The organism is Hahella sp. CCB-MM4 (assembly GCF_002260525.1).
GTDB lineage: Bacteria > Pseudomonadota > Gammaproteobacteria > Pseudomonadales > Oleiphilaceae > Hahella.
In genome coordinates this window covers 363,090-388,202 of the sequence record NZ_MRYI01000001.1, presented here as the reverse complement: position 1 = coordinate 388,202, position 25,113 = coordinate 363,090, and the positions used below count along the sequence as shown (strand labels likewise).

The window sequence follows — 25,113 nt, the reverse complement described above, 5'->3', positions numbered from 1 at the left end:
TATATAGCTTTCTCCAGGCTGTTGGCATGGCGTTTCATTGGTTGGGCGCAGGATTATTTTGTATTAACAAATCAATTCAGGTTTTGCTGCATCCCCGACATGTGGTTTATGCTTACAGATACCAATCGGTGCTTCAGGAGGATGTATCCTCATGACTGAGTCCATGTCCAGCCTCCGCAATCAGTTTTTGATTGCGATGCCTCATCTCAAAGACCCCAACTTCGAAGGGACCATAAGCTATATCTGTGATCACAGCGACGAAGGTGCCATGGGAATTGTCATTAACCGGCCGCTGGAAATCTGTATCAGCGATATGCTTGAACAGTTGGATATCGAAGGTAATGAACTGCCGTCCCCCGTATACAGTGGCGGACCGGTGCAGTGTGAGCGAGGATTCGTGCTGCATACCCCTCTGGGAGGCTGGCAATCGTCGATGGCGATAAGTTCTGACATATGTATTACCACTTCCAAGGATATACTACAGGCAATGGCAGAAGGCCATGGCCCGAATTCAAGCCTGGTGGCTCTGGGATACGCAGGCTGGGGAGCTGGGCAGTTGGAACGTGAAATTGCCAACAATTTCTGGATCACCTGCCCGGCGAATGCAGAAATACTGTTTCGTACTCCTGATACTCACAAGGTTTCTGCGGCTCTCGGGCGTATTGGTGTCGATTACAATCGGCTCAGTACACACTCCGGGCATGCCTAATCTTTGATATCTGACGGAGGACAAGGTTATTAAGGTGTATTGTTATCCATGACGACGGTTCTGGGTTTTGACTTCGGATTGAAAAGAATAGGTGTTGCGAGCGGCCAGTCCATTACGGGGACGGCTTCGCCGTTGTCGGAAATTCCTGCTCGGGACGGTATCCCGGACTGGAATATCATTGGTAATCTGGTCGCTGAATGGACGCCGGACATGGTGTTGGTGGGTGAGCCTTCAAACATGGATGGTACCGACAGTGATATGGCTCGTCGGGCGCGGAAATTTGCCAATCGTATCCATGGGCGCTTCGGAGTTCCGGTCACCATGGTGGATGAGCGATTGACCAGCTTTGAAGCCAAGCAGATGGTCCGGGAACGATACGGCAATCAGGATTTTGGCAAGTATGCCGTTGACTCTATCGCTGCGGTCCTCATTATTGAACATTGGTTTGCTTCTCAGGGAGAAGTGTCCTCAGAGTAAGGATCAGGAATGCCCTCAGTTATTAATGTCGAGACAACGATTGCGACAATGGCGGTCGAGCTGGAAACCATGATCGCTGCCCGTGGAATAGACCGCCCTGCGATGATCGGTATCAGGACCGGTGGTGTGTGGGTGGCGCAACGGTTACGACAGTTGTTGAAGCTTGAAGAGACCGTTGGTGAGCTGGATATCTCATTTTATCGCGATGATTTCACCAGAATTGGATTAAATCCCAGCGTAAAGGCTTCCTCTCTCCCATTTGAAACAGAAAATCGCCACCTAATTCTGGTGGATGATGTTATTATGAGCGGCCGAACCATACGGGCGGCAATGAACGAATTATTCGATTTTGGCCGTCCGGCCAGTATCGTGTTGGCAGCACTGATTGATGTCGGTGCGAGAGAGCTGCCGATACAGCCTGACGTGATCGGACATCGGGCTCACCTCGAGCCAGATGAACGGGTAAAACTGGTTGGTCCGGATCCCCTGCAGGTGGAGTTCAGAAACAAAGTCCGCACTTAATTTAAGTTCGTAGTTAGATAAAGTTCGTACTTGGCGTAAGTTTGTGCATAGCTGAAGTTCTCCAGTGTCGGGTCTGTGATTGTCCAGGTTAGAAAAAATGCCAACAGACCCTAAACAGCACAGAGTTAATTCATGCCAGAACTCGACGAACACTCACCGGTATTGCAACTCAATCGATTTGATCACCTCAGACATTTTCTATCCATCGACGGCTTGAGCCGACAACACCTTACCGACATTCTTGATACAGCAGAGACCTTTATCGAAGTGGGTACTCGCTCTATCAAGAAAGTTCCTCTTCTCAGGGGGAAAACGGTCGCCAATCTTTTCTTTGAAGCCAGTACGCGAACCCGGACGACATTCGAGCTTGCAGCCAAGCGACTGTCTGCGGATGTGCTCAACATCAATATCAGTACATCGGCCACCAGCAAGGGGGAATCGTTGTCGGATATGTTGCAGAACCTGGAGGCGATGGCGGTGGACATGTTTGTCGTTCGTCATGCTCAGAGTGGCGCTCCTCATTTTATTGCTGAATCGGTTACTCCGCGGGTCTCAGTGATTAACGCGGGTGATGGCCGGCATGCACATCCCACTCAGGCCATGCTTGATATGCTGACAATCAGGCAGCATAAAGGGCAGTTTAAAGGGCTTACTGTCGCTATCGTGGGCGATATTCTGCATTCACGGGTAGCCCGCTCACAGATCCGGGCACTGAATGTGCTGGGAGCTAAAGAGGTGCGGGTCATTGCTCCTGATACCTTGCTGCCGGTGGATGTGGAAAGCTTTGGTGTTACCGTATTCAATGATATGGCCCAGGGGTTGGATGGGGTTGATGTCGTGATCATGCTGCGGCTGCAGAAAGAGCGAATGGAGGGGGCTCTGCTGCCGAGTGAGAGTGAGTTCTTCCGGCTCTATGGTTTGTCTGAGAAAAAACTGAAGCTGGCAAAGCCCGATGCGATTGTGATGCATCCAGGGCCGATAAACCGGGGGGTAGAGATTGATTCTGCGGTTGCCGACGGCCCCCAATCTGTCATTTTGAATGAAGTTACTAATGGGATTGCAGTGCGTATGGCCGTGTTATCGATGGCGATGAGTGGGCAGATTGCTGATCTGGCTGCTGATGAGGAGGTGCTATGAGTTCTCGTCTGTTGCTAAAAGGAGGTCGAATCGTCAGTCCAGGTTCCATGTGCGGACAAGTGGTTGACGTTGCTGTCGCTGACGGGAAGGTTCTCTCAATAGGGAGTGTGCCCGCCGGATTTACTCCCGATACAGAGATCGATGCTGCGGGTCATTGGATCAGCGCAGGTTTTATCGATCTTAGTCACACACTGCGTCAGCCGGGACTGGAGCATAAAGCGACAATCTCAAGTGAGGTGCTGGCGGCAGCCCGTGGTGGTTTCACGACACTGTGTACTCCGCCTTCAACGTCCCCGGTTAATGACAGTGCTGCCGTTACTAATTTGATTTACGACCAGGCTCTTGAAGCTGCCCAAGTCAAAGTATTGCCGATTGGTGCCATGACCAAAGGGCTACAGGGTGAACAACTCAGTGAGATGTTTGCTCTCAGGCAGGCGGGATGTATTGCGGTGACCAATATGCGCAGACCATTCCGTAATAATCAGGTGCTGAAGCGCTGTCTGGAATATGCCTGTTCTCAAGATATCCGTGCATTTGTCTGTCCCCAGGATGCTGCCCTGGCGAAAGAGGGTTGTGCTCATGACGGAGCAATGGCCAGCAAGCTGGGGCTGGTTGGCATCCCTGCCATTGCTGAGGTGTTGTCTGTTGCTCAATGGTTGATCCTGGCGGAGGAAACGGAGGCGCAGGTGCACTTCTCGCAGATATCCTGTGCACGGAGCGTATCAATGATTTCGGAGGCCAAGTCGCGTGGTCTCAAAGTGACTGCCGATGTTGCCATCGCCAACTTGATGCATACGGATGCCGTTATCGCAGGATATAACCCCATGTATCATGTGGAGCCCCCGTTGAGGAGTGAGGCGGATCGCAAAGCTTTGCTGGAGGGGGTGAATGAAGGCGTCATCGATGCGATCTGTTCCAATCACGAGCCCCACGAGAGCGCTGCCAAGCAAGCCCCCTTTGCAGAAACTGCCGCCGGTATGAGTCAGGCTGAGTTACTGTGGTCTCAGATGGTTGGATTGATTCAGACTGGTCAGTTACGGCAGGACGCTGCGATACGGGCGTTGACCGTCGGTCCGGCAGCCGTGCTGAATATAGAGTCAGGAAGCCTCGAATCTGGTGCTGTCGCGGATTTGGTGGTGCTGGATCCTGATACCCGCTGGACGGTGTCGGAAGACAGCTTGTTATCCAGAGGTAAAAATACCCCTTGGATAGGCAAATCTGTTCAGGGCAGGGCGCTTTACACAATACTGGATGGCACTATAGTGTATTCAGCGGAAGGCAGCTTCTGATCTAAGTTGACATAACTTTCAAAGGCAAGATGGAGAACTGGAATGGGATTTATCGGCTTCCTGGTGTTACTCGTCGCAATCTGGCTGTTGTGGAACATCTCGCGCAATACTGCTGATGCGTTGGACAAGCAGACCGCGCTTCAATACGAAATTGTGGCGCTGGAGAAGCGTCTTGATGAGATGAACGAGCTGCTGAAGTCTACTGTTGATAAGGCTCCGCAGGCGACGGGAGCTTCTTCGTCCCTCCGTGCCCAGTCTGAAAATCCAGGGCAAGTGGTGAATCTAAATACTGCCACAGCAAATGCACTGACCCAGCTGCCAAAAGTGGGGCGGGCTACTGCACAACGTATTGTGGAAGGGCGGCCCTATGCCAGCGTTGACGAGCTGACCCGGGTGCAGGGGATCTCTCCGGAATTGCTTGAAGAAATCAGGGAATTCGTCGAGGTCTAGCCTTCTCTTTGTTTGCAGACAGCAGTTTATTCTGACTGCTGTCTGCCGTATGTATCTCTATCAACGCCTGTTCAAGTCTTTATTTGTTTACCGCGTCTTTTAGTGCCTTACCCGGTTTAAATCCAACGCTTCTGCTGGCTGGAATTTTGATGCTGGCCCCAGTTCTGGGGTTTTTACCCGTGCGTGCACTTCTCTCCCGTTGGGAAAAGGTCCCGAATCCAATGAGTGAAACACTGTCATTTCGTGAGACGGCTTCGGTGATTTCGTCTGTCAGTGCATTGATGACTTCGGTTGCTTTGGATTTGGACAGACCCACTTTTACGGCAATGGCTTCGGCTAGTTCCGGTTTGTGCATTGTTTTCTCCTGATGCTCGTGAGGATTTGCTGAAATCTCCAATAACTTGCAGACCTCAACATCCTGGTAAGGCAGTGAATATTTGATCTGCTGTTCGCCTTTAAGGGAAAGGCGACAATTTAGTTATAGTGCCAATACCCGCGCTGTCAACCTGAAAGCGGGCTTTGTCGCCAAATGGTCTGGCCAATTCACAGTTCGCGCAACCTGTTAACGAATGCAACCTTTGATTACATTTTGTGTGTCCATTGTTGCGCTTTGTGTATTTCATCTCACAAAAAACTCAGGGATTTCGCGATAATCCCCCGTCATATAACTAAAACAATCCGGAAAAAGGACGTGGCTGTCAGGCTGTTGATCCTGTGAATTTCGGAAAACGGTGGATAAAGCGATGCAACCGGGAGGTTCTCTGTGACTCTACACAGAATTGGGTGGGTTTCTGTGTCTTCCATGCTGAAGGCTCTTGTGCTTGGCCTGATCATGACCGGGCTGACGGCCTGTGGTGCAGTGCAACACATGATGTATAAGACAACCGGTGACGTGATGGTGGGGTTCGCCGCAGATCATCAGGTGCCATTTACTCTGGCGACGGAAGACATGGGGATAAATTGCGCAATGTCTGAGGCGCTGACTCCCATGCTGATGTCCTTTGGTCGCGTGCGGGATGAGCCGCACAAACTCGCTGTTATCACCTACGGCTCGGCGGGACTATGCGCGGAAGCTATGTCCTGGGAAGAAGAGCTGCGCTACTTGCGAGCAATTAAAAGCCAGGATGCGAATGAAGCTGAAGATGCCCTGATTGCCCAGAAGCGTCTCAATGTGGTGGCAGCCAAGCGTAACTACATCGCTTATCAGCACTTGGTCGCGGAATATGGTGAGCCCGGCGGAGAGTGTCCGGAGCTGGAGGAAGAGCTGGACCAGTTCATATGGATTATGGGGATGGTGTCGGGTCTTCAGGCGCTTAACAACGAAATCACCTCCACGACCGGACTGGGGGTTCCCAAGAATATTGCGGCCAAAGTCGAACGAGCGGCAACCTGTGTAGATGATGACCGCTGGTGGGGGGTCCCTATGGCGCTCCGGGCGACGATCTGGGCGATGTTGCCGGGAGCTGAACCCAAAGGTGAGGATGCCATGAAGCGCCTCAAAATGGCGGCCAAAAAGGGAGAACGGGCGGGTGTCAGGCTTCCTCATGTGTTCCAGGCGCTGGCTTACTTCGGTAAAGGGGATGTGGATAACGTCAAACAGGTGATTCGCAATCATGTCAAAGCCAAGAAAAAGAAAGACGCTGATCCTGATTACCGGTTGCTTGATGAGTTGGCGACAACCCTGTTGACCGCAATGTCGGATCGGATGTGGACAGAAGCCAGGGGATATCGAACCCCCGTTGGTGGACTTGGCACATTTTGGGATGACCAAAAAGAGTCACCGGCAGAAGCAATTGATCTGGACGATATCCTGTAAGCAGGGACGGCTACTGCGAAAGTCAGGCAAAGCCTGCGAATTGAAAACAAAATAAATAATTCAGTCATCAGGAGCAGGGCATAACGTCAGATCTGATCTGCCGCCTGCCGAAGTGGAAGTCAAATTGTGGAAGGCGTTAATTCATACTCAGTTGCACCTCAAGGCCTGGCTGGCCGCTCTGCCAGGGAATGGTTGTCCTCATTTCCAGCTTGTTTGCTTTTATTATCGGTCGTTATTTTCAGTACCAGCAGTGATATTCATAATAAAATCCTGAAGTTAGGGCAATACAGCTGGAATGGTTACTACGAACTGCGTACCGATCCTGCCGTGCCGGAATGTAACCCTAATGTGGATATTGATCAGGAGCTGGCGCGTCTGGTGGCGGCCCAGTCGGCCGAGGCCGACGATTTTGATCTGTTTGAAGCGGACCCCGTGAATCCGGACATCCTTCGGGAGTCCATCCTCAACGCTCAAGCAGCTTGTCAGGAAAAGTTTGCCAAATATGAAAACACCAAAGACCGGATTACGCCTGGGCTGAGGGTGTTTCGTGGTGTGGAGTTGTTTATCGGGGAGTTGATCGCATTCGGTCTGACCTCCCAGAGATTTATTCTGGCGTTGCTGGTGGTTACCTGTGCTGCCACCGCAACGTTTACCCGCCACCATATCTCTATGCGTCCCATGGAAACCCGGTTGGATCACCGCTTGTCTTCATTTCTTCAGATGGTGGCGAACGGGTTTTTATTTCTGTCCTCGTTTTCATTCTTAAAGCTGACCCATGCCCATGGGGGCGATGTTCCATTTGATAAGGACGCTCTGCATTACATGTGGATCATTGGGTTTGGCTTTCTCACTTTGGTCAGTGCCTGGCAGATGATAAATGTTCCTGCCGATGCCAAGCCCGGAGGCAAGTTGGCCCATGCTCTACTGAGTGTGCCTCTGTATACCACTATGTGTCTGATTTCCGGTACGTACTTTACTCTGGGGCAGCATGTGGCTGGTGTCGGGATCTATCTCGATAAAATGATGGATCTGTCGGATATGTTTCTGAATGTGGGCCTCTATGTCTGGATCGGGATGATGTTGAAAGAGACCCGTCTTGCAGAATTGGTATTCAGGTTGTTTCAGCCCTGGAAAATGCCTCCGGAGCTGCTCGCATTGGCGGCTATTGCCATTGCGGCTATTCCGACGGCTTACACAGGGGGGTCCGGTATCTTTGTTATCGCCGCGGGTTCCGTCATCTATATGGAATTGCGTCGTGCAGGTGCCAGACGTCAGTTAGCGCTTGCTGCCACTGCTATGTCTGGTAGTTTGGGGGTAGTGCTGCGCCCCTGTTTGTTGGTGGTGATTATTGCGTACCTGAATCGTGAGGTGACAACGGATCAACTGTTCGGGTGGGGCAAATATGTCTTGCTGTTGACTGTGTGCCTCTTCGGTCTTGTCGGTCTAACGCTGAACCGGCAATCCTCCATTAATCTGGCGCCTGCCAGTGAGGCGTTACCTGCGATGATCCGGGCATTCCGTCCCCTGGTCCCTTATATTTTGGTGATTGCGGCTGTTACCCTGTTTTACCGGTATGCACTGGATGTCTCCCTGAATGAGTTCAGTGCGGCCAGGATTCTACCGGTTATGATGCTGTCGATTCTCATCTACGAACATGTTGCCCGTAAGAAAGATACGCCTGAAGTGAAAGAGGGGCGTGAGCATGGAGGCGTCGAGCGGGCTCTGCGGGTAGCCACCAATGAAACCACTACGCATATCGGCGCACTATTATTCCTGATGGGGCTTTCTGTGAGTATCGGCGGGGTAATTGAGCGTTCCGGGTTGATGGAAATGTTCCCGCAGACATTCACCAGTGTGTGGACGGTCATGGCGTTACTGGTTGGTATTCTGGTGATTATCGGCATGGTGATGGATCCATACGGCGCGGTGATTCTGGTGAGTATCACTATTGCCAAGGTGGCCTATCAGAACGGCATTGATCCAGTGCACTTCTGGATGGTGACTCTGGTGGCGTTTGAATTGGGCTATCTAAGCCCGCCGGTAGCATTGAATCACTTGCTGACTAGGCAGGTGATAGGTGAGGAAGAGGTGCGCTTGTCTCAGCTGGAAGGCGGCACATTCTATCAACGACATGAAAGAATCATCATGCCCTTGATTGTAATGGGAAGCGCTTTATTGCTGGTGGCATTTGTACCGTTGATTGTCGGCTATAACTAGCGAGTCAATTAGAATCCCGTTGTTCGGGAACATAAAAAAGGCGGCACAGGTAAACTGGCCGCCTTTTTTGTTGCCTGCTTGTGACTACGAGAGCTTAGGCCCGGCGTTCACAATGGCTTCGGATACGTCAAACTTCTTAAAGTTTTCCACGAACTGGGAAATCAGGTCTTTCGCTTTGGCGTCGTACGCTTCTTTGCTTGCCCAGGTGTTGCGAGGGTTAAGCAATTCCGGATCCACGCCTTCGATAGATTTAGGGACATCCAGATTCAGCGTGTCCAGATGTTCTACCTCAGCGTCGACCAAAGCTCCGCTCTGAATAGCGGAAATGACAGCGCGGGTGGTAGGAATGCTGAAGCGCTTGCCTTCACCGTAAGAGCCACCGGTCCAACCTGTATTTACCAGATAGACCTTGCTGCCGAACTCTTCCATGCGTTTCATCAGCAGTTCTGCATAAACACCGGCAGGACGTGGGAAGAAGGGAGCGCCGAAGCAGGTTGAGAAAGTGGATTTCAGCTTGGAGCTGGAGCCCATTTCAGTGCTACCTACGAGTGCAGTATAGCCACTCAGAAAGTGATAGGCCGCTGCTTCTTTGGTCAGAATGGAGACTGGAGGCAGTACACCTGTCATATCGCAGGTCAGGAATACAATCGCTGACGGCTCGCCGGCACGGTTTTCCAGTACACGTTTTTCCACGTGTTCCAGAGGATAGGCGCAACGTGAGTTCTCGGTCAGGGAAACGTCTGTATAGTCCGGCTGGCGTGTTTCATCGTCGATCGTCACGTTCTCAACAATGGCGCCGAAACGGATGGCATCCCAGATTACCGGCTCGTTCTCTTTGCTCAGGTCGATACACTTGGCGTAGCAGCCGCCTTCAATATTGAAGACAGTTCCGCGTCCCCAGCCATGCTCATCGTCACCGATCAGGTAACGGGACTGGTCGGCGGAAAGTGTGGTTTTTCCAGTGCCGGAAAGACCGAAAAACAGACAGGTTTGCCCGTCTTCGCCAACGTTTGCGGAACAGTGCATGGGGAGCACGTCTTTTTCCGGCAGCAGGAAGTTTTGCACGGAAAACATGGCTTTTTTCATTTCGCCGGCGTATTGCATGCCTGCCAGGAGTACTTTGCGGCGGGCAAAGTTGATCATCACTGTGCCGTCGCTATTGGTACCGTCACGCTCTGGTTCGCAGACAAAGTGGGGGGCGTTCAGAATTTGCCATTCCTGCTTGTCTGAAGTGTTGTAACGTTCCGGTTTGATAAACAGGTTGCGGCCAAAAAGATTGTGCCAGGCTGTTTCAGTAGTGACTTTTATCGGAAGGTAGTGATCGGGATCTGCGCCGACGTGGAGGTGGGAAACAAAACGATCGCGCTCTGCGATGTAGTCTTCCACCCGCTCCCAGAGAGCATCAAACTTCTCTGCATCAAAGGGGCGGTTAATCGGGCCCCAGTGAATCGCATCTGCGGTACTGGGTTCCTGAACGACAAAGCGGTCCATGGGCGAGCGCCCGGTCCGCTTACCTGTGGTGACAACCAGAGAGCCATTATCGGCAACTCTTCCTTCACCACGCTTAATTGCCAGCTCAACCAACTGAGCTGGACTGAGATCAGTATATGTTTGGCTCACTTCGACCTGCCCTCATTCGCAATCAGATAAGTACAGTCATCGCCAATTATTAGTTAGTTTTGTCTGGGCTGGCGAAGCTGTGTTGGTAAAAAGTGGGGCGCTATTATGCCAAATGCCTGCTTAAAAGACGATCTTTTCGGCGGGCTTACGACTAATAGCCATCATTCATGATTTTTATTTAATCATCATGGATTGTATTTATTCGTTGTCCCTAACGTCTTGTACAAAATGCACAGTCTTCCTTCCAGGGGCAGATGAAACGTCATACTGCCCCTTATACACAATCCCTAATTACCGAAACAATACTGTTTTAATGGACAGTTGGATCCGCAAACAGCTGCTCAATGCGTTCACGTTCGAAGCTGTAGTGCTGATAGCAGAACTGGCAGTCGATATCGATTTTTCCCATGTCGTCAAGAATAGAGAAAGCTTCATCTTTGCCCAGTGACTTGATGACTTCGAGGGTTCTGTCTTCTGAGCAGCTGCACCAGAACTCTGTGGGTTCGTCTTCAAGGACTCTCACCGTTTCCTCATGGAAAAGGCGATGCAGGACGGTCTCAGCGTCAAGGTCCAGCAGTTCTTCTGAGGTCAGGGTGGCAGCCAGGGCGCATACCCGTTCCCAGTCATCCTGGTGGGTCTCCGAGCCTTTTTGCTCGGGGAGTTGCTGGAGCAGTAAGCCCCCCCATTTATTGTCAGCCTGGAACAGCCATAAACGGGTCGCCAGCTGTTCGGAGTGGGCGAAATAGTCTTCTATGCAGCCTGCCAGATGATCCTGTGTAAGCTCTACAATGCCTTGATAGCGTTGGCCTTTGCTTGGCGTTATTGTCATCACCAGAGTTGCCTGCTCGCCAAGAGTGGACTTCAGAGTGCCGTCAGCAGGTGTCTGGCTGTAGCGGGCAATACCCCGGCAGGTACGTTTGTTAGTCGCTTCTGCCATGATGGCGGATACCGGGCCTGAGCCTGAAGCCTGGATACTGATGCTGCCCTGTATTTTCAGAGTGGCGCTCAGAAGTAGGCTGCTACAGGCCATTTGCCCGAGTAACTGTTTGATTTCAGACGGGTACTGGTGCTTGCTGAACATGTCGTTGGTGGTCTTTTCCAATACAACGAGTTCGCCGCGAATATTGAGGTTGTCGAAAATAAAACGCTTGAGGTTATCTGTGCTCATAGTCTGCCAACATCACAATGTTAAATTTACGTGCGGGAGGTCATCACGCTTTCTGGTGTTGTAAATTGCTGCCAAAAGACCGGCATTAGCCGGACTGATCCGTGCTCTCCCTGAATCGATGTATCTGGCGGCGTTGCTTTTTGGTTGGTCTTCGCGGGGGCGGCATTTGGGCGGTTTGCAGTTGTTTCCGCTGCCAGGCCATTTCCTCCCGGTGTTCAATACTTTCCTGGGTTTCTTCGTAGAGCCGTTGAGCCTCAGGTGCCGGGCCCCTTCGCTCCGAAAGACCCAATACCTTGATCACCTTTTCGCTCCAGCCCTGGCGGATCTTGATCTCTGCCCCGACATCCACGGCCCGGCCGGGTTTTGTGCGGGAACCGTTATAGTGGACTTTGCCACCGTCTATTGCATCTTTGGCCAGGGAGCGGGTTTTGAAAAAGCGCGCAGCCCAAAGCCATTTATCAAGACGGATTTTATGTTCTTCTTTGGCTGAATTATCAGTCATTCAACGCCCGTGCATATAGTCAGTTCCCAAATCAGCTGGATACCAAATGGGGTTGGTGTAAATGGATAGGTTCGGCATAGAAAATCAGGCAGACCGGTCATTGCTCGGCAGAATTTCATTGAAGTGGTCGATGGCTTTAATACCGCTATCCAGCCCTTGAGCGTCGCGGCGTGGCTTCTGGCTATCAGGAAGCAGAATGGTCAGAAGGTGGCGAATGCCAAACAGCTTGGCTGAGCGCAGTACCGGCAGGCTGTCATCAATCAGCAAAGTTGTTTCCGGATCGAAAGGTTCAACTTCCTGCACCCGCTTCCAGAACTCCGGATTTTCTTTGGGTATCTGGAAATCATGAGAGCTGATAATCCGGTCCATGTATTGGGCCAGATCAACCTGTTCCTGTTTGAGGTCAAGGCTGCCGCGGTGTGCATTGGTGACCAGGACGACCCGGTGGCCGGTGGACTGAAGCTCTTTCAGGAAGTCTTCCACATGGGGGCGGAATTTGATCAGGTGCCTGACTTCCCGCTTTAGAGCGGTAACATCTAATGAAAGTTCCTGGCTCCAGTAATCCAGGCAGTACCAATTAAGATGTCCTTGCTGGGCCTCGATCTTATCCATTAATGAGGTTTGGGCATCTTCTTGAGGGATGTTATTGATTTCGGCAAACCTGCGCGGCAAATGCTCCAGCCAAAAATAATTGTCGAAATGCAGATCAAGTAAGGTTCCGTCCATATCCAGCAGAACGGTTTTAATCTCTTGCCAATTGATCATCTGCAGTCGGTCAGCTCCTCTTTGTTTATCTATCTTTGTTTATACAGCATGGCTGCCTGCCGTAGAGATTTGCCTCTTCTGGTTTTGCTTTTGCAGCCTGTTTGTGGGATTTTACCGCCTTAAGTTCTCCGGCGATACCGCTCTGGAGGTCCGAACCTTCAAAACGAATCCAAGCCGGATGGCCAAATGGCCGAAAAATCCTCGTTTTTCACAGTATTAGGTTAAACCAATGCCAGAAAATGGAAATCCAGCCCAATATCACGAGTCCCTGCGAGCCATTATGCATAAGGCCGGGGAAGCTATTTTAGAAGTCTACTCCGCAGCCGAGGGTGTGGAAGTGATGACCAAGGATGATAATTCGCCACTGACAATCGCTGACCAGCGTGCTCACAAAATCATTGTGGAAGGACTGCGGGAGCTGGATGGTGGAATTCCTGTGCTGTCGGAAGAGTCTGAACTGCCTGATTTTGATACAAGGCGCCAGTGGTCAACCTATTGGCTGGTGGATCCTTTGGATGGCACCAAAGAGTTTATCAATCGTAATGGCGAATTTACCGTCAATATTGCACTGATAGAAAATGGTCGTCCGGTGGCCGGCTGGGTTTATGTGCCTGTCAAACACAAGCTTTATTACGGCTGGAGCGAAGCGGGCACACATGAAGCCTATCTGGAAGATGAGGATGGAGTTAATCCTATCCGCTGCAGAAAGTTGAATCCTGAAGAGAAGGTCGTCGTCGTGGCCAGTCGCCGGCACGGTGGTGAAGCTCTCCAGGGGATGCTGGAAAAGGCTCAGGAAGTGTTTGCGGACGTCGAGTTACAAAGCATAGGAAGTTCTTTGAAGATCTGTCTTGTTGCTGAGGGGAAAGCCGACTGGTACCCGCGCCTTGCGCCGACTTCTGAGTGGGATACGGCGGCAGCTCATGCCGTACTGCTGGGCGCTGGTGGGGTGATGGTCGATACGGATCTGGCGTCGCTGGAATACAATCAGAAAGAGTCTATTTTGAACCCGTTTTTCCACGCGCTGGGAGAAACTCATGAGATCTGGCAGTCGCTTTTAAAAGCTTGAGACTGTTACGGATAGAGTAAAAAACGGGCTCCCATCGGGGGCCCGTTTTTATTTGAAGTGTGAAATCTCAGCTAAGCTGCTGGTTGCATTGGGAGATGCATTCCTGATATTGGCAGCAAAGCCGGATAGATAGTAGGGATCAGTATTCTTCTTCCAGAACCACCACTTCTTCTTTCTTGCCTACGCGGGTGCATCCCAGGCAACGCACGAAAGTGGCTTTAGCTGGTCCCATAACCAGAATCTCGCCAGCTTCCTGCAAATTGCCGCCCAAGGCAGAAAACGGCAGTGATACCACATATACCGCCGCACCGACTACCGTCATTCCGAACAGTACCGGGCGAGCAAACAGGGCGTCACCGGTCATCGCAAGAGCACTAGGCTTTTCTTCGATGGTTTGGCTATATCCTGCGGTAGGCAGGGTAAGAGCCATCACGGCGGCAACAATACTAATCCAACGTAAGAGCGACTGGCGCATGGGTGTGTTCTCCCAACAAAATCTTTTCCACTGATCATATAAATATAACAGGGAAATGAGAAGTTTCTAAAAAGAATCAGAAGTTTTCCGTAAATATTTGTATTTTATAGGCCAAAGGTCTATGCCAAATGGCAATAAAATGTCTGCTACCGCAGATTTGCGGTCATGATTATCTCTGACAATTGGTGCAATAAACAGTGGATCTTTGACCCAAACGAATTTCCTTCAGAATTTTTTGACAGACTGCGCAGGGTTGTCCCCCGCGTCCGTAAACCAGAAGGGTTTGCTGGAAGTATCCTGGCTTGCCATCTCCGCCGACGAAGTCTTTCAAAGTTGTTCCTCCCATATTAATGGCTGCCATCAATACGGTTTTGATTTCTTCTGCGAGTCTGCGGTAGCGGGTCTGGCTGACCTGTCCTGCCGCACGGGAAGGAGATATGCCCGCTTTGAACAAGGCTTCATTGGCGTAGATGTTTCCAACACCAACGACAATGGCCTGATCCATAATAAAGGTCTTGATGGATGCCTTACGCCCTCTGGACATCTGATACAGATAATCTCCGTCAAACGCGTCAGAAAGGGGCTCCAGACCGAGATTTGCCAGCAACGGATGGCTATCTGAGTCCTGGGAGGAAATAGGTAGCAGGCAGCCGAATCTTCTCGGGTCGTTAAATCGAAGACGAGTGCCGTCAACAAAATCGATATCAATATGATCATGTTTGAGTCTTGGGGTCTGGTCAGACAGAATTCTCAAACTCCCTGACATTCCCAGATGGACCAAAAGTGAGCAGTTTTCCAATCGAATCAGGACGTACTTGGCCCGACGCTCAACTGACTTAACGGTCTGTCCGGATACCAGGTTTTCAATATCTGGCGGGACCGGCCAGCGTAGACGGGGCTCGAATACCTGTATCCTGGCAATTTTCTTGTTGATAATGTGGGGCTCAATGCCCCGGCGAGTGGTTTCGACTTCAGGTAATTCCGGCACTTTCAATCCCATATAAGTCTGTAGTTTGACTTCAGCCGGGTATTTTAGCCTGCCATTCGCTCACTGAGTACCATTGATATTTATCCTCTTTATTTACTCTCCTTACTTGCTTGCCCACATTTACAAACTGCTGCATATGCGAAGCAATATCACGGAATCCTCCGATAAGGTTACATTTTTCATATGCGCTGGAAATAGTTTTAGCGTACACTTGTACGCTGAAATTTTCCGACCCTTTACCCAAGAGCGGAATCAATCGATGATGAAGACTTGGGAGCCGGCGATAGGGGATGGTGATATCGCATATCCCATGGATTAGCCGGAATAATGCAGTATGGGAAGCGGACTGAACGATTGGCGGGGCGGACCCGTGAACAGACAACAACAGCTACAACCGGAGAGATCAATACATGTGGTATGAAGGCCTGCTGCAGTTATCGGCTTGGCAAACTGTCGTCGTTACCCTCATTCTTACCCAGATTACTATCGTCAGTGTGACCGTTTATCTACATCGTCACTCTGCTCATAACTCGGTGGACCTGCATCCTGCGCTGGCCCACTTTTTCCGTTTTTGGCTCTGGCTGACAACGGGGATGATTACCCGTGAGTGGACCGCCATTCACCGGAAACATCATGCCAAATGTGAAACGGAGGAAGACCCTCACTCTCCGGTGCAAAAGGGTTTCAACACCGTAATGTGGCAAGGGGCGGAACTTTATCGTGAAGCTGCCACTCCGGAAACGCTTGAGCGTTATGGTCAGCGTTGTCCTGAAGACTGGCTGGAACGCAATGTCTATACCAAAAACTGGCTGGGAATCAGCATTATGGCAGTGATTGATCTACTGCTGTTTGGTGCTCTGGGCATTACTGTATGGGCCGTACAGATGATCTGGATTCCGTTTTTTGCTGCCGGGGTGATCAATGGTATTGGTCATTTCTGGGGCTATCGGAATTTTGAGTGTTCAGACAATGCTCGAAACCTGGTGCCTTGGGGACTCATTATCGGCGGTGAAGAGCTGCACAATAATCATCATACCTATCCAAACTCTCCCAAGTTGTCGGTGAAAAAGTGGGAAGTGGACATCGGATGGTTCTGGATCAAGCTTTTTGAATTCTTTCGCCTGGCCAAGCCTAAGCGCGTCGGACCCATTGCTCATCAGGTTCCTGGCAAGTCTCTGTTGGATCTCGACACCTTGATGGCGATTGCCAACAATCGTTTCCAGGTGATGGTTCAGTACCGCAAGAAAGTGCTGCAGCCTATTCTGAAGGAACAGCAACGTGCTCAAAGCTGCCCCCGTGAAACCTCAATGCTCAAGCGGGTGAAGAAGCTGATGTACCGGGAGGAGTCACTGATCGCTCCTGGAGAAAAAGAGCACTTGGAAGCGGTTCTGGAAAAGAATGAAATGCTTCGGGTGATTTATCAAAAAAGTAGAGAGCTGCAGGCTTTATGGCGTCGCCAACCTGGGATCAAATATCAGGACAAGCTGCATGAGTTGATAGATTGGTGTCATCAGGCCGAGCAGAGCGGTGTGCAATCTCTGGCCGATTTTGCTGCCTGGTTGAAGACTTTCTCTTTGGCTCCGGCACCTGCAATGGCTCGGGCGTAAGATGTTTCTGTCGTAATCAGATTTCGAGTTTAAAAAAAGCGGGCAGTCAGCCCGCTTTTTTATTGGGCGTAGTATGTCGATAGTGATCTGAGAATCGTCCTAATCTCTGATGCAAAGACTATATTGAACCTGCCCGGCTTGCTTCTGCCGGATGACATGCCAGTTAGGTGGTAACGGCAATGTGGAAAGTGAGGACTCAGCTTCTATATATATGTGGCTGCCGGATTTTAGGAAGCCATTGCTTTCCAGCAGCTTGCAGGCATCTGTGAGCCAACCTTTGTAGAAAGGCGGGTCAAGGAAAACGATATCGAAAGGGACATCAGGGCGGTGTTTCTTCAGCCAGGCGATAGCATCATCAAGGAAAATCTGGGCATTGTCTTCGCGGAGTGTTTTGAGATGCGACTTCAACGTGTCCACTACTGCCGGGGCTGAATCAACAAACCACACTTCAGTGGCGTCCCTGGAAATAGCCTCAAGCCCAATAGCGCCACTGCCAGCAAAGAGATCCAGACAACGCGCACCAGGCAGGTGGGCTGTCAGCCAATTGAAAAGTGTTTCTCTTACTCTATCCGGGGTGGGACGGACGCCCTCAAGAACAGGAAACTGTAGCTTCCTTCCTCGATGGCGACCACCGATGATACGCAGTGTCCCCAACTCAGTTTTGGGCTTGTTTGGTTTTCTCATGGGAATTATTCGATTCGGGGTTGGGTTAAATCAATGTTCAAGGCTAGAATAGGCGCCCATCGTAGCGCGGTTAGGTAGCTTCTTTGAAGGTGTTTTTGTCTGCTGCCGGTAAATACTGTGATTTCGGCGCAATTACCGACGCAGCCTGACTGTCCGCAATTCTTCTATATTATTACCCTTTGGATTCAACTATGGATTCTATGATCAGTACAGTCTTTTTGGTTCTTCTTGCTGGCTTGGTTTTAGCCTGGGTGTTGGACGGTATCAAGCGTAAGAGTGCGCAACCGAAGCCCCGCCCGTTTGAGTTGAAGCCCGAACAGAAGCCGCAACCTAGCGTTCAGCCAGTTAATAGCGCGAAGCTTGCTTCGCAGCGTCAGGAACCTGTTCAGCCCAGCCGGGAAGTAGAACCGGTTGTAGCTCCTGAAGTTCCCGAAGTTGAGCCGACATCTGGCACAGATCAAGAGGGAGCTGTTCAAGAAAAAGCGGCCCCGGAAGTGATAGAGGCTCCTGTTGAAGAGCCCGCTGTAACGGAAGAATCGAGAGAGGAGCCGAAAGCAGAGGCTGAGGTTCTGCAGCCTGAAATTGAACCGAAGGCGGAAGCAGTTGAAGAAGTTCCTGCCAAAGAGGTAGAAGAGACTCCGGCTTCCAAAGAGACAGAAGAAGAGAAAAAGGCCGGCTGGTTTGCTCGTGTTCGCAGCGGATTGGGCAAGACTCGCTCCCAGCTGACCGATAACCTGGTCAACCTGTTTGCCGGCGCCAAGACGATCGATGATGATCTGCTGGAGGAAATCGAGACCTTGTTGTTGACCGCGGATGTGGGGATTGAAGCGACTACCCAGATCATCGGCTCCATCACCGAGAAACTGGCGCGAAAAGAGCTGAAAGATGCTGAGGCGCTTAAAGTTGCACTTAAAGCCGAGTTGGCCGCCCTGCTTGAACCATGCACCAGTGAGCTGATGCTGGAGGAAAAGTCTCCCTATGTAATTCTGGTGGTGGGAGTAAACGGAGTCGGCAAGACCACGACGATAGGAAAACTGGCGAAGCGATTCCAGCAACAGGGCAAATCTGTCATGCTGGCTGCCGGTGATACGTTTCGTGCCGCCGCTGTTGAGCAACTGCAGGTATGGGGGGAGCGTAATAATGTCCCCGTCGTTGCCCAGCATACCGGAGCGGATAGCGCTTCCGTGATTTTTGATGCCATCCAGGCGGCTAAGTCGCGTGAGGTGGATATCATCATTGCTGATACAGCGGGTCGCCTGCAAAACAAAGACAATCTCATGGCAGAACTGGAAAAAGTGGTTCGGGTGATCAAGAAGCACGACGAAGCCGCACCACACGAGGTTCTTCTAGTGTTGGATGCCGGTACCGGGCAGAACGCTCTCAGCCAGGCTCAGTTATTCCGTCAAGCGGTGGGCGTTAGCGGCATTGCCGTTACCAAGCTGGATGGAACCGCTAAAGGTGGTATCTTGTTTGCCATCGCCAAGCAGCATCAATTGCCCATACGTTTCATTGGTGTCGGTGAAGGTATCGATGATTTGCGCCCGTTTGAAGCGAATGAGTTCGTCAACGCATTATTTGATGCCTGACCAAGCTAAGATATTTGGGCTCACGCGAATCCAATTGATTCATGTCGCGAGAGATAGATGTAACCCATTATCCAACTTTGGAAGAGTTCAATGAGTAACGACCCTATGATCCATTTTGACCGGGTGACCAAGCGTTACCCCGGTGGTTTCGAGGCTTTGACGGAAGTTAGCTTCAAGCTGGGGCGTGGGGAAATGGCATTCCTGACAGGACACTCCGGGGCAGGAAAAAGTACTCTTCTTAAGCTGATTATGCTGATGGAGCGCCCCAATAAAGGACAGATTTTTGTCGGTGGGCAGAATCTGGATCGCTTTTCCCGTCGGCAGATACCCTATTTCCGGCGCCATGTCGGCGTGGTGTTTCAGAATCACCAGCTCCTGTTTGATCGCACTGTTTTTGATAATGTGGCACTGCCTCTGGAAATTGCCGGGGTCGCGCCAAGAGAGATCGGCAGGAGAGTGAGGGCTGCGCTGGACAAGGTTGGGTTGCTGAAAAAAGAAAAGGTCTTTCCCATTACACTTTCCGGGGGGGAGCAACAGCGTGTGGGGATTGCCCGGGCTGTAGTCAATAAACCCCCAGTATTGTTGGCGGACGAACCCACAGGTAACCTTGATCCGGAGTTGTCTGAGGAAATCATGAAGTTATTCCAGCAGTTCAATCAGGTTGGCGTAACAGTACTCATTGCTTCCCATGACCTGGCGTTGATTTCTCATATGCGTCATCGTGTGATTCGTCTGGATCACGGACAATTGCAAATTGGATAAGGGGTATCGGGTAATGCTCAGGAACCTGGCAGTATGAAAGATGCAGTACAACGAGGCGCCAAGCCCTCACAAGGGAATCGACGCTCTCAGCCAGCGATCAACGAAACGCCCTCCCGACAGGGTGCCTCGGCAGGTTTGGAGCAAAGCAGTCTTGAAGCTTACTTCAGCCATCATCGGCAAACCGCTAAGAGCAGTCTGATTCGTCTTTTCTCCACCCCCCTTTCCAGTTTAATGACCTGGCTGGTGATTGCTGTGGCCCTGGCTCTACCCATGGGGCTGCTGGTGTTACTGACCAATGTGACGGGATTGACCGCGGATCTGGAAGGGAGTTCGCGTATCTCCCTGTATATGAAGTTGGATGTAGAGGATCAGGCGGCATTCCAGCTTTCCCAGGAGATCAAAAAAAGGGCTGATGTTGACTCGGTCCACTTCATCAACCGTGTGGAAGCCTTGGAAGAGTTCAAGTCGATTTCGGGATGGGGGGATGTTCTGGCCTATCTGGATAATAATCCACTGCCTTCGGTGATTGTGGTGCAGCCAGATTCGTCGGTTACAAATGCGGGACAGATGGAGACGCTTGCCAAATCCCTCGGGGAGACTCCTGGTGTGGAAAGTGTTCAGGTGGATCTGCAATGGGTGAAACGATTGAATGCCTTGTTTGAGGTATTGGGGCGAAGCACGCTTGCCATAGCGTTGTTATTGGGGGTGGCTGTTATCCTGATTATTGGTAACACCATTCGGCTCGCCATTGAAAACCGTCGGGACGAGATCCTGGTCGTGAAACTGGTCGGGGGGACGGATCCCTACGTTCGTCGCCCATTTTTGTACACAGGATTCTGGTATGGTGTTGTCGGAGCTATGCTGGCCTGGCTTCTTGTGAATGGTGCGCTGTGGTGGCTTTCCGGGCCGGTGAATCAGATGGCATCTCTGTACTACAGCCGCTTCCAGCTGTCCGGACTCTCGCTTGAAGCTACAGGGCTGTTGCTTGTCGTTGGTGCTTTTTTGGGATGTGCTGGCGCCTGGATGGCGGTTAAGCGCCACCTTGATGAGATTGAGCCCCGTTAAACTCTGATGGAGTGACCCCAAGAGCTGTGTTTTTGCCTTGGTTCTGCCATTTGACCGCATCAGCGGGATTCTGGTTATTGATGAAAGTTTGGTAATAACGCTTGAAATGGTTGGGGATTGGTACAATATTTTGTGAAGTTTTCAATCGATCTGGTTTTCGTCCTTCAATTGGACAGACAGAGCATGGGTAGTCAGATCGAAGAAAGCCGGTGTGCTTGTTATGCTAACTTGGCCGGTAATATACTGAAAACTAAATAAAACCGAATTTATATAGTCAGCGAGGCAAATTGTTACCGGGCATTCTCACAGACGAATCAGAATGCAAGGTTACAAACTGTTACATAGGGAACTTTTGGGCTCGTTGGCAGTCTAATATACAGATGATATATTTCTGTCCCTAGCTAATTAGTGGAGAATTAAATGGGTACAAGTTTACGGCCAATTGAAATGCTAGCTCCGGTAGGCAACCTGGAGGGGTACATTCATGCAGTAAACTCCATTCCGGTACTGACTGCTGAAGAGGAGCGCGAGCTGGCTCAGCGCTATCATCAGGATGAAGACCTGTATGCGGCCCGTCAGTTGGTTATGGCCCACTTGCGGTTCGTTGTCCATATTGCAAAAAGTTATTCAGGATATGGCCTGTCACAGGCAGATCTGGTTCAGGAAGGTAACATTGGCCTGATGAAGGCTGTAAAGCGCTTTAACCCGGAATATGGGGTGCGTTTGGTATCTTTTGCTGTGCATTGGATTAAAGCTGAAATTCACGAATTTATTCTGCGTAACTGGCGCATCGTGAAAGTGGCGACTACCAAGGCGCAACGTAAACTTTTCTTCAATCTGCGTTCTGCCAAGAAAAAGCTGGCTTGGTTGACTAATGATGAAGCCAATGCAGTGGCGGCAGATCTGGGTGTCGAAGCGAAAGTGGTTCGTGAAATGGAGAGCCGTTTAGCCGGGCAGGACACCCCATTTGATGCATCCGCGGATGACGATGATGACAATGCTTATCAAGCGCCTGCCAACTACCTGGAAGACCGTCGGGCAGATCCGGCTTTAATGCTGGAGAACGAGAATTGGGAGGAAGATTCCAATACCCGTCTTCATGATGCTCTGACGCAGTTGGATGATCGCAGTAAAGACATTATCCAGAAACGCTGGTTGGCAGAGAGTAAAGCGACTCTGCATGAGCTGGCTGACGAGTATGGCGTGTCTGCTGAGCGTATCCGTCAGTTGGAAAAGAATGCCATGAAGAAAGTGAAGAACATGCTGGCAGCCTGATTTCAAGGCAGTACAACAAATCATTAAAAACCGCCCTCAGCAGGCGGTTTTTTTATGGGCGAACAAAAAATGAATAGGGTGTGTTAATGAAACCGACAATCGCATTTTTGGGGATTGGCCTGATGGGCAAGCCCATGACTGATAATCTGCTAAAGGCGGGATTCCCCATGAAACTGTGGAACCGGACTCGCAGCAAGGCAGAATTCTTTGCTGATAGGGCGACGATTGCGGAAACGCCTGGAGAGGCTGTTTCAGGGGCGGATATTATCATTATCATGCTGGAAAACGGCCCAATCGTCGATGATGTATTGGTTGGTCAGGGCGTCATGACGGAGATGTCCCCTGGAGCGCTGATTATCGATATGAGTTCAATCCCTCCGGCTACGGCTAAAAAACATGCGAAGTTAGCGATGGAGTATGGACTTTCTTACCTGGATGCACCGGTATCAGGTGGTACGGTTGGGGCTGAGCAGGCAAGTCTTTCCATTATGGCTGGTGGGCAGGAGCTGGATTACGAGCGTGCTCAGGAAGTGTTTAATGTACTGGGGCGCTCAACATACATTGGCCCTTCAGGCGCTGGCCAGCTTGCTAAACTGGCCAATCAGGCCATTGTTGGGATCACCATTGGAGCGGTATCCGAAGCCTTGCTTCTGGCGGCCCAGGGGGGCGCTAATCCTGCGGCGGTGCGAGAGGCCTTGCTGGGTGGTTTTGCTTCCAGCAGGATTCTTGAGTTGCATGGGGAGCGCATGCTGCAGCGGAATTTTGAGCCTGGTGCGACTGCCAGAGTGCAGCATAAGGATTTGCGTATGATTCTCGACGAAGCAGCCAGCTCTGGTTTGCAGTTGCCTCTGGCCGAACAGGTCTTTGCGGAGTATGACAGTATGCTGAACGAAGGCTTGGAGAATGTTGACCACAGTGGATTGCTATTACATCTGGAGCGTTTGAACAACACACAGCTGACGCCGGATAAGGGCTAGTCACAGCCTGAGGGCCTAAATGAAAACGTCTCAATTTTAAGGTGTATTTCGTGCCAAATTTTGCTGCTAACCTCTCAATGCTGTTTACTGAGTATGATTTTCTGGACCGCTTTGCGGCGGCCGCAGACGCCGGATTCAAGGGAGTTGAGTATCTATTTCCCTATGATTATCCGTTGCCGGAGCTGCAGCGCCGTCTTCAGCAAGCGAGTCTGGTCCAGGTGTTACATAATCTGCCGGCAGGCGACTGGAATGCCGGTGAGCGGGGAATCGCATGCCTTCCGGGAAGACAGGATGAATTCAAGCGAAGTGTTGATCTGGGGATAAATTACGCCACTGGGCTCGGGTGTAAGCAGGTTAACTGTCTGGCTGGGCTCCGGCCGGAGAACGTCAGCTTTGACGAGGCCTGGGAGACGATGCTTGAAAATGTGGATTATGCTGCCCGACAGTTTGAAGGGCATGGCATTACCCTTCTGGTGGAAGCGATAAACAGCCGTGTGGATATGCCTGGGTTTATGCTGGATAGCAGCGAAAAGGCCATGTCATTATTACAGGCACTGAAGCGTCCGAACCTGCTTTTTCAGTATGACATCTACCATATGCAGATCATGGAAGGACATTTGATGGAGACCATGCGTAGTCTGCTGGATAGTATTGGTCACATTCAGTTTGCCGATAATCCTGGGCGGCATGAGCCCGGCACCGGTGAGATCAACTTTGATTTTATATTTCAGGCACTGGATCAAATGGGCTACCGTGGCTGGGTCAGTGCGGAATATAGACCGCTTGAAAGCACCTTATCCTCACTGGACTGGTTTAAAAGCTAATCGTCAGGGTTTTGCTCGTCAGGGTTCTATAAGCAAGAATCGCTTCCGCTTCGGATCAATTTGCCCTTGTATCTGACATATTCACCCATATGTAATGACATGTTAATAATTCTTAACTGGGCACTATACCTTGCCTTTCCTAGACTATTTTGCCAGATGCCGTCAGTTGCGCTGAACTGCAGGGTATATACGGGAATTTCAGTCAATATACGGTACTGATGCAGAGCCGGCGGGAAGTTGTCAGGGCCGGTCAGGCAAATTACAGGGGAATCTTTGTTTTAATGAGTTGGTGGGGAAAACTGATTGGTGGTGCGTTCGGTTTTGTACTGGGCGGTCCACTTGGTGCAGTGCTTGGCGCTGCTCTTGGACATTCACTGGACTCCGGGATAAAAAGCCTGGAAGTTGGTGGTGTTGACTGGTCTGGAGGCGACACTGAGAGAGTTCAGGCAGCTTTCTTCACTGCTGTCTTCAGTGTTATGGGACATCTGGCAAAGGCTGATGGTCGCGTCACTGAAAGCGAGATTCAGGCAGCCCGCCACATTATGGATCGCATGCAGCTCGATGAAGACCAGAAGCGTCTTGCCATCGAGCTTTTTAATCAGGGCAAACAGCCTGATTTCAACCTGAATTCCGTGTTAGAACAGTTTCGCAAGGAATGCCATCGTCGGACCAATCTTCTTCAAATGTTTCTGGAGATCCTGATTGTCACGGCGTTAGCTGATATGGAACTGCATGCCAACGAGCAGAAACTCCTGCTCCAGATTGCTGAATCTATCGGCTTTCAACGCAGACAGTTTGAACAACTTCTGGCCATGGCCGTTGCTCAGCAGCGCTATGCCGGACGTCAGCAACAATCGGCACCTCAGGCAAAAGGTCCGACCATGGAGGAAGCCTATCAGGCGCTGGGGGTTGATTCATCCGCATCAGATGCGGAGCTGAAAAAAGCCTATCGGCGCTTGATGAGTCAACACCATCCGGACAAATTGGTTGCCAAGGGACTGCCGGAAGAGATGATTAAAATGGCCACTGAGAAAACCCAGGAAATCAGGGCTGCGTATGAACAGATTAAACGTGCCAGAGAGGCTGCCTGATGTCGGTTGAAGGCGAAGGTATGTCAAAGAAGGAGGTTTCA

The 25,113-nt window shown here is 50.9% G+C and carries 25 protein-coding genes; 17 read left to right on the top strand and 8 right to left on the bottom strand.

Annotation, left to right across the window (positions count from 1 at the left end; genetic code table 11):
- Window positions 1-151: 151 nt before the first annotated feature.
- The 6 genes from BTA51_RS01800 to BTA51_RS01775 all read left to right on the top strand — a co-directional run bounded on the left by BTA51_RS01800 (window position 152) and on the right by BTA51_RS01775 (window position 4,584).
- Window positions 152-709, top strand: a complete 558-nt coding sequence (locus BTA51_RS01800; RefSeq protein WP_094705663.1) for a YqgE/AlgH family protein — start codon at window positions 152-154, stop codon at window positions 707-709.
- Between the two features lie 48 nt (window positions 710-757).
- On the top strand, window positions 758-1,186 hold the full coding sequence (gene ruvX, locus BTA51_RS01795) for a Holliday junction resolvase RuvX (RefSeq protein WP_094705661.1): 429 nt from the start codon (window positions 758-760) through the stop codon (window positions 1,184-1,186).
- Between the two features lie 9 nt (window positions 1,187-1,195).
- Window positions 1,196-1,708 carry a bifunctional pyr operon transcriptional regulator/uracil phosphoribosyltransferase PyrR gene (gene pyrR, locus BTA51_RS01790; RefSeq protein ID WP_094705659.1) on the top strand — a complete coding sequence of 171 codons (513 nt, stop codon included), beginning with the start codon at window positions 1,196-1,198 and terminating at the stop codon, window positions 1,706-1,708.
- A gap of 132 nt (window positions 1,709-1,840) precedes the next feature.
- Window positions 1,841-2,845: an aspartate carbamoyltransferase catalytic subunit gene (locus tag BTA51_RS01785; protein ID WP_094705658.1), complete on the top strand. Its 1,005-nt coding sequence runs from the start codon at window positions 1,841-1,843 to the stop codon at window positions 2,843-2,845.
- Window positions 2,842-4,134: a dihydroorotase gene (locus BTA51_RS01780; protein ID WP_094705656.1), complete on the top strand. Its 1,293-nt coding sequence runs from the start codon at window positions 2,842-2,844 to the stop codon at window positions 4,132-4,134. The genes BTA51_RS01785 and BTA51_RS01780 overlap by 4 nt, the downstream gene beginning before the upstream one ends.
- Window positions 4,135-4,176: 42 nt before the next feature.
- Window positions 4,177-4,584, top strand: coding sequence for a helix-hairpin-helix domain-containing protein (locus BTA51_RS01775; protein ID WP_246840883.1), 408 nt, complete (start codon window positions 4,177-4,179; stop codon window positions 4,582-4,584).
- A 79-nt stretch (window positions 4,585-4,663) separates the two neighbouring features.
- On the opposite strand, the gene BTA51_RS01770 is transcribed toward BTA51_RS01775, so the two are convergent.
- The gene (locus tag BTA51_RS01770; protein ID WP_256385697.1) at window positions 4,664-4,975 is read right to left on the bottom strand and encodes an HU family DNA-binding protein; all 312 of its coding nucleotides are present in this window, start codon (window positions 4,973-4,975) and stop codon (window positions 4,664-4,666) included.
- Between the two features lie 372 nt (window positions 4,976-5,347).
- On the opposite strand from BTA51_RS01770, the gene BTA51_RS01765 reads away from it, so the two are divergent.
- Both BTA51_RS01765 and BTA51_RS01760 read left to right on the top strand, forming a co-directional pair.
- Window positions 5,348-6,400 (top strand): hypothetical protein, encoded by a 1,053-nt coding sequence (locus BTA51_RS01765; RefSeq protein ID WP_246840882.1) that lies wholly within the window; start codon window positions 5,348-5,350, stop codon window positions 6,398-6,400.
- Between the two features lie 126 nt (window positions 6,401-6,526).
- The gene (locus BTA51_RS01760; RefSeq protein WP_094705651.1) at window positions 6,527-8,617 is read left to right on the top strand and encodes a TRAP transporter large permease subunit; all 2,091 of its coding nucleotides are present in this window, start codon (window positions 6,527-6,529) and stop codon (window positions 8,615-8,617) included.
- An 84-nt stretch (window positions 8,618-8,701) separates the two neighbouring features.
- Here the strand turns inward: BTA51_RS01760 and BTA51_RS01755 are convergent, their stop codons facing one another.
- The 4 genes from BTA51_RS01755 to yrfG form a co-directional block, all read right to left on the bottom strand.
- The gene (locus BTA51_RS01755) at window positions 8,702-10,237 is read right to left on the bottom strand and encodes a phosphoenolpyruvate carboxykinase (RefSeq protein ID WP_094705649.1); all 1,536 of its coding nucleotides are present in this window, start codon (window positions 10,235-10,237) and stop codon (window positions 8,702-8,704) included.
- A gap of 310 nt (window positions 10,238-10,547) precedes the next feature.
- Window positions 10,548-11,405, bottom strand: a complete 858-nt coding sequence (hslO, locus tag BTA51_RS01750) for an Hsp33 family molecular chaperone HslO (RefSeq protein ID WP_094705647.1) — start codon at window positions 11,403-11,405, stop codon at window positions 10,548-10,550.
- 85 nt (window positions 11,406-11,490) lie between these two features.
- A complete protein-coding gene (gene hslR / locus BTA51_RS01745; RefSeq protein WP_094705645.1) occupies window positions 11,491-11,907 on the bottom strand; it encodes a ribosome-associated heat shock protein Hsp15 in 417 nt (138 codons plus the stop codon).
- Between the two features lie 84 nt (window positions 11,908-11,991).
- Window positions 11,992-12,672 carry a GMP/IMP nucleotidase gene (gene yrfG, locus BTA51_RS01740; protein ID WP_094705644.1) on the bottom strand — a complete coding sequence of 227 codons (681 nt, stop codon included), beginning with the start codon at window positions 12,670-12,672 and terminating at the stop codon, window positions 11,992-11,994.
- Window positions 12,673-12,901: 229 nt separating this feature from the next.
- On the opposite strand from yrfG, the gene cysQ reads away from it, so the two are divergent.
- The gene (gene cysQ, locus BTA51_RS01735; RefSeq protein WP_094705642.1) at window positions 12,902-13,738 is read left to right on the top strand and encodes a 3'(2'),5'-bisphosphate nucleotidase CysQ; all 837 of its coding nucleotides are present in this window, start codon (window positions 12,902-12,904) and stop codon (window positions 13,736-13,738) included.
- A gap of 139 nt (window positions 13,739-13,877) precedes the next feature.
- Here the strand turns inward: cysQ and BTA51_RS01730 are convergent, their stop codons facing one another.
- Together BTA51_RS01730 and mutM are read right to left on the bottom strand one after the other, a co-directional pair.
- Window positions 13,878-14,213, bottom strand: coding sequence for a hypothetical protein (locus tag BTA51_RS01730; protein WP_094705640.1), 336 nt, complete (start codon window positions 14,211-14,213; stop codon window positions 13,878-13,880).
- Window positions 14,214-14,382: 169 nt separating this feature from the next.
- Window positions 14,383-15,201 (bottom strand): bifunctional DNA-formamidopyrimidine glycosylase/DNA-(apurinic or apyrimidinic site) lyase, encoded by an 819-nt coding sequence (mutM, locus tag BTA51_RS01725; protein WP_094706036.1) that lies wholly within the window; start codon window positions 15,199-15,201, stop codon window positions 14,383-14,385.
- 410 nt (window positions 15,202-15,611) lie between these two features.
- Here mutM and BTA51_RS01720 point away from each other — a divergent pair, with 410 nt between their 5' ends.
- The gene (locus tag BTA51_RS01720) at window positions 15,612-16,808 is read left to right on the top strand and encodes an acyl-CoA desaturase (RefSeq protein ID WP_094705638.1); all 1,197 of its coding nucleotides are present in this window, start codon (window positions 15,612-15,614) and stop codon (window positions 16,806-16,808) included.
- Window positions 16,809-16,907: 99 nt separating this feature from the next.
- On the opposite strand, the gene rsmD is transcribed toward BTA51_RS01720, so the two are convergent.
- The gene (rsmD, locus tag BTA51_RS01715) at window positions 16,908-17,492 is read right to left on the bottom strand and encodes a 16S rRNA (guanine(966)-N(2))-methyltransferase RsmD (RefSeq protein ID WP_094705636.1); all 585 of its coding nucleotides are present in this window, start codon (window positions 17,490-17,492) and stop codon (window positions 16,908-16,910) included.
- Between the two features lie 191 nt (window positions 17,493-17,683).
- Between rsmD and ftsY the strand changes: the two genes are divergently transcribed.
- The 7 genes from ftsY (at window position 17,684) to djlA (ending at window position 25,072) form a co-directional block, all read left to right on the top strand.
- Window positions 17,684-19,078, top strand: a complete 1,395-nt coding sequence (gene ftsY / locus BTA51_RS01710; RefSeq protein WP_094705634.1) for a signal recognition particle-docking protein FtsY — start codon at window positions 17,684-17,686, stop codon at window positions 19,076-19,078.
- Between the two features lie 105 nt (window positions 19,079-19,183).
- Window positions 19,184-19,840 (top strand): cell division ATP-binding protein FtsE, encoded by a 657-nt coding sequence (gene ftsE, locus BTA51_RS01705; protein WP_094706035.1) that lies wholly within the window; start codon window positions 19,184-19,186, stop codon window positions 19,838-19,840.
- Window positions 19,841-19,873: 33 nt separating this feature from the next.
- Window positions 19,874-20,905 (top strand): permease-like cell division protein FtsX, encoded by a 1,032-nt coding sequence (gene ftsX, locus BTA51_RS01700; protein ID WP_094705632.1) that lies wholly within the window; start codon window positions 19,874-19,876, stop codon window positions 20,903-20,905.
- A gap of 420 nt (window positions 20,906-21,325) precedes the next feature.
- Entirely contained in the window at window positions 21,326-22,180 is an 855-nt protein-coding gene (gene rpoH, locus BTA51_RS01695; protein ID WP_094705630.1) for an RNA polymerase sigma factor RpoH, read from the top strand.
- An 86-nt stretch (window positions 22,181-22,266) separates the two neighbouring features.
- Entirely contained in the window at window positions 22,267-23,157 is an 891-nt protein-coding gene (locus tag BTA51_RS01690) for an NAD(P)-dependent oxidoreductase (RefSeq protein WP_094705628.1), read from the top strand.
- Window positions 23,158-23,207: 50 nt separating this feature from the next.
- Complete coding sequence (hyi, locus tag BTA51_RS01685; RefSeq protein WP_094705626.1) at window positions 23,208-23,981, top strand: hydroxypyruvate isomerase; 774 nt, start codon at window positions 23,208-23,210, stop codon at window positions 23,979-23,981.
- Between the two features lie 281 nt (window positions 23,982-24,262).
- A complete protein-coding gene (gene djlA, locus BTA51_RS01680; RefSeq protein WP_094706034.1) occupies window positions 24,263-25,072 on the top strand; it encodes a co-chaperone DjlA in 810 nt (269 codons plus the stop codon).
- Window positions 25,073-25,113: the final 41 nt, after the last annotated feature.